Here is a 7,828-nt window from a genome sequence, read left to right as displayed (position 1 = left end):
ACGGGTTTCATGGCAAGACGCTGGGGGCGCTCTCGGCGACCGGCAAGCCGATGTACCAGGAAGGTTTCGCCGCGCCCGCGCCGGGCTTCGACTACGTCCCCTTCGGCGACTTGGACGCCCTGCGCAACCGGCTCGCGGTAGCCGCGGACGGTATCGCGGCCTTCATCTTCGAACCGATCCAGGGCGAGGGCGGCGTGATCTGTCCGCCCGAGGGCTACGTCGACGACGCCATCGCGCTCTGCCGGGAACACGGCGTGCTGACGATCCTCGACGAGATCCAGACCGGAATGGGACGCACCGGCAAGCTTTTCGCATGCTCCGACGGCGCCGAGGTGCCCGACATGCTTCTTCTGTCGAAGGCACTTGGCGGCGGCATGATGCCGATCGGCGCCTGCATCGTGCGCCCTTCGGCATGGGACGACGACTTCGGACGGCGCCACAGCTCGACCTTCGCCAACAACAACCTGGCCTGCCGGGCGGCACTGGCCACGATCGACCGCCTGCTGGAAGACGACGCCGCCCTGATCCGCGACGTGGCCCGGAACGGCGCCTACCTGCATACGCGCCTCGAAGAGTTGCGGCATCTCTACCCTGACGTGATCCGCGAGGTGCGCGGCCGCGGCTACATGCTGGGTCTCGAGTTTCAACGCTTCGACGAACGTACCGATTCCGCAGTCATGGCGTTCGCGAGCCTCAACGGCGGCGTCACGCCGTTGATCAGCTCCTACCTTCTCAACGTCGAAGGTGTCCTGACCGCGCCGCTCTTCAACGAAACCCACGTGATGCGCCTGCAGCCGACGCTCGTTTCCGGCCGGGCGGAGATCGACCGCGCCGTCTCCGCGATCGGTGCGGTCTGCGAAGTGTTGGCCTCGCGAGACTATTATCGCCTTGTCAGACACCTCGTGGCCAAGCCTCTGCCCGACCGTCCCGCCGTCGAGAAGCGACCCACCCCGGTGCCTGCGACGGCAGATCAAGATGGCCGCTTCGCTTTCCTTATTCACTATACCGAGCCGGAAGACATCTTTCGCTCCGATCCGTCCTTCCGCAAGTTCAGCGAGGACGAGCTCGCCAACTGGTGCAGCTGGGTCAAGCAGTTCGGACCCGGTTTCGCCAGGCGCATGCCGGAGGTCATGTCGAAGACCGGCGCGACGGCGAGCGGCTGGATCATGTCCGTCCCGATGCTGCCGCTGGACATGCGCGGCGGCGGCCGCAGCGCCGCGGCGGGCATGATCGGCGACGGGGTGGACCTCGCCGCCAAGGACGGAGCCTCCCGGGTCGGCCTCGGCGCCTTCACTTCGATCGTCACGCGTGGCGGCGAGACGGTCACGAAACGCGGAGTGCCGATCACCAGCGGCAATACGCTGACCACGGTCGCGGCCGTGAAGGGCATCGAAAGGGTCGCAGGTCGAGCAGGGCTGCCGCTCGAGGACGCGCATGTCGTCGTCGTGGGGGCATCCGGCGCCATCGGCCGCCTCGCGAGCCTCATGCTCGCCCGCCGGGTCGGCCGGCTGAGCCTCGTGGGCAATACCGCGAACCCGTTCACCCCCCGGCTTCTCACCGGGGTTGCCGACGAGGTCTTCGGGACGCTTCTCGAGCCGCCCGAGATCCCGAAGGAACGCTCCGGCACGCTGCGAAAGCATGTCCGGCGGATGGCCCGTCAGATCGGGCTGGACACGCGGAGCGAGCGGAAGGGCTTGGCCGAACGCTTCGACACGGCCTTCCGGAGCGGGGGCGCGCGGCCACCGGTCGACTGGAAGACCTCGCTCGAGGCGGCAGTCGCGGACGCCGATATCGTCCTCGTCGCCACAAGCTCCGAGATGGCTCTGATCGACCCGCTCGATCTGCGTCCTGGCACGCTCGTCTGCGACATCGCGCGACCGCCCAACGTGGCCCCCGCCGAGGTTCCCGGAAGCCGCGTGCTGATCTTCGACGGCGGCCTGATCCAGCCCCCCTTCGCGGTCGATCTCGGACCATTCCAGACGCTGCCGGCCAATCTGTGCTGGGGATGCCTTGGGGAGACGATGCTGCTCGCGCTGGCGCGGGAGGAGCGCGACTACAGCATCGGCTCGCGTCTGTCGCTCGCGGATACCGATCACCTTGCGGACCTGGCCGAACGGCACGGCTTCGAGCCCGCGCCACCACAATGGTACGGCCGTCACCTGACCGAAGCGGAGCTATCGGCCTTCGCGAATCACGTCGCCCTGTCCCGGGTCAAGCGCTACAGGGCATCGAGACATGCGGGGATCTACGGTTAGCGTGTCTAATCCATCTTGCCTTCGCATGTCTCCGGCCGGTCGTTCCTCCCGCAATAGCGCTGCGGGAACGGTCGACCGAGCTGCATGCTCACCGCAGGCTTTCCCGCGCTGCTCGTTCGCCCGATCGGATCGCACCTTCGATGTATCCCGTCCATTCCGCGGACGTCTCGGTCCCGGCCCAGTGCAACGGGCCGATCGGAGGCCGCAGATGTTCTCCGTAGCGTGTCAATACGCCTGGTGGGGCGAAGGCCCCGTAACAGCCCCCCGACCATTCCTCCCCGGTCCAGTCGTGATCGACGTAGTCCAGAGGTTGCAACGCGTCGGGGCCGAAATGGTCGGCTAGCATCTCGACCACGATATTGCGGCGATCTTCCCGTGAATGGCCGGCATAGCGGATCGCGTGCGCGCCATCGAAGAATCCGACGAGCAAGCCCTGATCTTGGCCCGGTGGCGTTACGTCCATGATTGGGGTGGTCGGGACGTCGTCACGCAACACCAAGCCGTTCAGCGCCCGATCGCGCCAGAACGGCGCATCGTAGAGTACCCAGAACTTGATGGACGACCCCATCGTCAGACGCTCGTGAACCGCCATCTTCGGTCGCGGCAGTTCGGGCGTGAACCGGATGCGTTGCAGGAGCGTCGAAGGGACCGCGACGATGGCCTTGCGCGCAGTGAACCTGCCCGCCTCGCTCTGCACAATCACCCCGCCGTCGTGCCATTCGATGGCACTGACAGCCGCCTCAAGGCGCAACCGCTCTCCAACCTCATCGGCCATGAGCCGGCTGATCTGATGAACTCCGCCCTGGAACAGGAGATTTTGCGCGCCCCCGGTATCGGACGATATCAACACGTCGAGCCCACCGCCCGACTTGAGGTAATGGAGGAAGAACAGAAGCGAGATCTCGGACGGCTCGGCGCAGAGCACCGTGGTGCAGACGGTCCGGAACGCGGCCCGCGGCAAGGCATGAAGGACGTTCCGCGCGATCCAGGCCTCGACGGTCATCGCATCCAGCCGGCCGGCCTCGGGATGCGCCCACGGCCGCTCCGGGTCCAGCGGCGCCATGAGGCGCTCGAGCTTCCATCGGGCGAGCAGATAGGCCAGTCCGCCCCCGACGCCGAGAAGCCGGCTCAGATCCTCGCGGGGGCCTTGCCGTTCTCTCTTGCCGATCCGAAAAATGGCGTTTCCGTCGAGATGAGTGGGATACGGGCGGACGCGATAATGGGCAGCCAGACGCCTGAGCCGCGTTTGCCCCGGTGCCATCCACATACCGCCCAGGTCGATGCCGAGATCGCCGATCCTGCCCAGTTTGGTCCGCCCACCGACGCGATCCCGCGCTTCGAGGATGACGAAGTCGTCTTGCCCTTTCGCCATGAGCGTTCTGGCGGCTGAAAGGCCGGCAAACCCCGCCCCGACGATCACGTTACCCAGCAACTGCGTTCTCTCCTCGTAGTCCGTCGTACGGAAGACCCCGTCTCCGGATCCGCCATAATGATCTTGATGGAGGCGAGGGACTTGGGCGGGACCTAGCCCCCGGCCGTGTCTCCGGGCAACGAGGAACGTATTTGACGGTGAGAATCGGCCACGCCGTCGTGATCCGAGGCCCAAAGAGTCGGTTTAATGAACCGAACTTCTGACCCGTCGGCGAGGCATTCGGCGCTACGGAGGGCAATCGATCGGACGAGATAATACGGCGGACTTTCGTCGGGGAGGGAGTGTCAGGAACTCTGTGTATCTGGCCGCCGGCCCGGTTACGTGATGGCCGCTCTCAGCCCCTGACGGGGGAGAAGCGATCCTCGAACAGTATGGCGAACTAGTTGACCGCTGTCAGCCACCCTCTGACCGTCCGCGACGTGTTTTCGTGGGCCCGGATGGCGAAGTAGACAAGCTTCTCGGCGGCCTGTTCGGAGGGGCGGGTCGATCGGAGAGGGATCGCACCGTCCGTCTCCGAGATGCCCGGGACTGTCAGATAGTTTGTGTGCGAGGCCGGTTCTCGTCATGAGCTGACGAACCTCTCGCCGAAGATGACGGCGAATTGGGTTTTTGCCTCGGTCCATTCTCGGGGCGGGCGTTTCCAGCCCCGAGCCGCGCGATCGAGAGCCAAGTATAGCAGCTTCGTTGCGGCTTCGTCGTTGGGGAAGTGGCCGCGTGCGCGCACCGCCCGTCGCAGCTTAGAGTTCAGCGCCGCGATGGCGTTCGTGGTGCAGATGATCCGGTGCACACCCTCGGGAAATGCGAGGAACGGGATGACCAGATCCCAGTTCCGCCGCCATGCGGGGCCGATCGCGGGGTATTTCGTACTCCACGGGCCGTCCTCGAAGGCGTCCAGTGACAAGGCGGCTGCCTCGGCGTCCTTGGCCCGGTAGACGGCCCTGAGCGCCTGTGCAACCTGCTTGCGGTCCTTCCAGCTGGCGAAGTTCATCGAATGAGGGATCAGATGCACGATGCATGTCTGGACCACAGTGTCGGGGAACACGGCATCGATCGCTTCGGGAGTTCGCGCCGGTCCGCCGCAGGCGGCAAACCGTCCGGGGGACGGTTTGAGGCAAGAACGGGCGGAGCCCCCTTCAGGCCGTCCATTGCCCGGCAGGGCATCGCGCAGCGATGCACGAGGGGAGACGACGGCGACGAGGATGTCGCCCAGGCCACGCGCTTTCAGCTCGTTCATCACCCGCAGCCAGAATTTGGCACCTTCGGTCTGCTCGATCCATAGCCCGAGAATGTCCTTGGTGCCGTCCAACAGGATGCCGAGCGCGATTTAGACCGCCTTGTTTCAGACAAAGCCTTCATCGCGGATCTTTACCCGGATCGCATCGAAGAAAGCCAGCGGATAGCAGGTGTCGAGAGGCCGGTTCTGCCATTCCGCCACCTCCTCCAACACCGCGCTGGTCACCGCCGAGATCAGGTCCGGCGACACGTCGATGCCGTAGAGTTCCTGGAGATGCACCCTGATCTCGCGCACGCTCATGCCACGCGCATACATCGAGACAACCTTGTCGTCGAGATCGGGAAACCGCCGCTGATACCTGGCGATCAGCTTCGGATCGAAGCTGCCGTCCCGATCACGCGGGATATCCAGCGTCACCTTCGACGTGCCCGTCAGCATCGTCTTCTTCGACACGCTGTTACGATGGTTGCCCGCCACCCGACCGGCATCGCCGACCAGATGCTCGTCGAGCTCGGCATTCAGAAGCCGCTCGCATAGCGCCTTCTGCAACTCATCGACCAGCCCGTCCTTCGGGAACAAGTCCTGCGGGTCGCGGCCAGCCAGAAGCTGGTCCAGCAGATCCTTCTCGATTGCCATGTGATGCTCCTCTCCGATTGTCCATTACGGAGTGGCAACTCTGACGCTGGTGCCGGTGCGGGGATGACCTTGGCGCCGGCACAAAATCTATCTACTGCGCTCGGTAACGTCTCGGGGTGAGGCAACAGGCCGGGCCAGTTCCGAATGTCGCTGGACACCTCGCGCATACGCTCGATCTCCGGGCCTCCGGTTTGCTTGGCGTCGAGCACCCGGGTCTTCTCTTGGAACCCCTCGGCCCCAGCACCCGCGTCGAGGTCAGGACATGCGCGTGGTGGTTGCGCTGGTCGCCCTCGCGGTGCGGCGCATGGATCGCCACGTCCGCGACCACGCCGTCTCGATCCACCAGCGCCCCCGCAAAGTCCCGCACGATCCACGCCCGCTCGGCGGCGGAGATCTCCGACGGAAGCGCCAGCGCCGTCGCCGAACGCCCGGCGGAGCGGTTCAGGGTCTTCACAGACAAATGGTAGCTCGCCATCAGTCGGCGGCCTTCGCATGACGCAGAACCGACCCGCGCGTTAACCTGTCCTAGTCATGTTTGTGCCAGGTACGACCTGCACGAGCATCACACCTGTCAGTGCAGCAGGCGCGCAGCCGGTTCCCCCCGATCCTGCTGCGCGCCGCCCTTCCCCTTCCCGCAGCACATACGACATGCGTTCGCCTGCTGGTCAGCCGCGCATGTGCAAAACCCGTGAACCGTCACCTGGCCCCAAGGGCGCGGCGATCGCGCGGTCAACATGACGGTCTGAGCTTACAAGGAAGCCGTTCAGCCGTTGGCGCTGTCCTTGAGGCGCTTGGCGATACGCATCTTCACCTGTCGGTCGGCCGGCTTCTTCAACTGCGCGCCGGTGGCGGAATTGCGGACCATACGCTCGGGACGGTCGCGGCAGGCGATCTTGCCTACATCGGGGATCGTGACCCCGCCGCCGGCGGCAACCTGCTCCAGAATCACGGCGCTGAGCGCGTCGAGTGCCGCGGCGGCGCTTTTCCGGTCGGTCTCCATCTTGTCGGCGAGTTCCGCAATGAGCTCTGTCTTCGTGAGCGGCTTGGTCATGGGACGCGTACCTCCTCTTCCGTCGGGTCCGTATGTGTTTGATGAATTTCAGGTGCAGCTCGCGCCGGATGGCAAGCGGACCGGCCGCCCGTTCTTCCGCTCAAAGCATGTCCTTGGTCGGAATGACCTTCACCTCGAAGGCGTGCGCGAACCATTGCGGTCCGGCTAGTGCGTTCTCGATGACGAACAGCACCTCGAGCCAGAGCCACGGCGCGCGGGCGGCGATCTCCTCGGCGACCGTGACGATCTCGATGGCGGCGGCCAGGTAGGATTTCCCTTCGACGCGATCCGCCCGGACCGGCGCCAGGGCCGCCGCGGGATCGTCGTAGAGCTTGCGCAGCCCCGCCCGGACCTTTTCGAGCAGCTGCACGTTGTCGCCGCGCCACGGACCCGCGTCCCAGAGCACGACCATGACGGCGAGCAGGAACACGTCGCGGTCCCGGGCGATCTCCGGTCCCCCGGCATACATCCCCCGCACGATCTGGCCGTAGTTCCGGTCGGCATGACGGTCGGCCAGACCGTCCACCTTGAGCGCCCCGATCGGCAGCCGACCACCCTCGCTCTGGTGGCGATCGATGCGGGAGACGACCGGGAGGAACAGGTAGGTCGAGCGTTTGGCGGCCAGTTCCTCGAAGAAGGCGACCATGCGCGCGCCGGTCGCGCCCCGCGGCAGAAGGGTCCGGCGCTCCGCGAGAAGCCGGCCATGTCGGCATAGCCGCGCCAAGCCTGCGCCCGCACCTGCCGTAGAACCTCACGAGCGTGGAACACACCTTCGCGATCCGCACGGGCCGCCCATGCGTAGACCAGAAGCCCGTAGAGATCCCGCGACAGCTCCCACTCCGTCCCGGGGATCAGATCCTGCCCGAGATCGAGAAGCGCCTGCGCCTCCTCCGACCACCCTGCGACGACATCGTCACGTTGCTCGAGCCGCCGTAGCTTTCGCCGCTTTCTCCAATCGTCGATCGACATCGACACCTCCTCGCGCATGTCCAACCGTCTGCATCCTTGATCACAGGCACGACCCGTACGACCGGCGTTTTCCGGCCGGCGTCCTGTCGGAGCCGGTGCCGGAACGCAAGATCGGCCGTCGATCGCATGGAGGGACCACGGCGTCGTTCGCCCTTTTCCCAGGAGCCTAGCGTCTCACGGTCCCATCCGCGGCCCCGACCGCATGCGCGCGCCTTGGGCGAGCCGCTGCGCCTCCGCCGCGCCGGCCCGCG

At 65.9% G+C, this 7,828-nt stretch carries 5 protein-coding genes and 1 pseudogene; 1 reads left to right on the top strand and 5 read right to left on the bottom strand.

Annotated features, from left to right (window positions below):
- A partial coding sequence (locus Q1A87_RS22360; protein ID WP_299656744.1) for an aminotransferase class III-fold pyridoxal phosphate-dependent enzyme occupies positions 1 to 2,255 on the top strand: 2,255 nt, incomplete at its 5' end.
- Between the two features lie 88 nt (positions 2,256 to 2,343).
- On the opposite strand, the gene Q1A87_RS22355 is transcribed toward Q1A87_RS22360, so the two are convergent.
- From Q1A87_RS22355 to Q1A87_RS22335, 5 genes and pseudogenes are all read right to left on the bottom strand, one after another.
- Complete coding sequence (locus Q1A87_RS22355; protein ID WP_299656746.1) at positions 2,344 to 3,675, bottom strand: NAD(P)/FAD-dependent oxidoreductase; 1,332 nt, start codon at positions 3,673 to 3,675, stop codon at positions 2,344 to 2,346.
- A gap of 574 nt (positions 3,676 to 4,249) precedes the next feature.
- Positions 4,250 to 5,557 (bottom strand): annotated as a pseudogene (locus Q1A87_RS22350) (IS256 family transposase).
- 91 nt (positions 5,558 to 5,648) lie between these two features.
- Positions 5,649 to 6,032, bottom strand: coding sequence for a MobA/MobL family protein (locus Q1A87_RS22345; RefSeq protein ID WP_299656742.1), 384 nt, complete (start codon positions 6,030 to 6,032; stop codon positions 5,649 to 5,651).
- Positions 6,033 to 6,320: 288 nt separating this feature from the next.
- Complete coding sequence (locus tag Q1A87_RS22340; protein WP_299656740.1) at positions 6,321 to 6,608, bottom strand: HU family DNA-binding protein; 288 nt, start codon at positions 6,606 to 6,608, stop codon at positions 6,321 to 6,323.
- A gap of 100 nt (positions 6,609 to 6,708) precedes the next feature.
- Positions 6,709 to 7,332: a hypothetical protein gene (locus Q1A87_RS22335; protein ID WP_299656738.1), complete on the bottom strand. Its 624-nt coding sequence runs from the start codon at positions 7,330 to 7,332 to the stop codon at positions 6,709 to 6,711.
- Positions 7,333 to 7,828: the final 496 nt, after the last annotated feature.

This window comes from uncultured Jannaschia sp., from assembly GCF_947494055.1.
In the GTDB taxonomy this organism is placed as follows: domain Bacteria; phylum Pseudomonadota; class Alphaproteobacteria; order Rhodobacterales; family Rhodobacteraceae; genus Jannaschia.
This window is presented reverse-complemented; position numbering and strand designations above follow the sequence as displayed.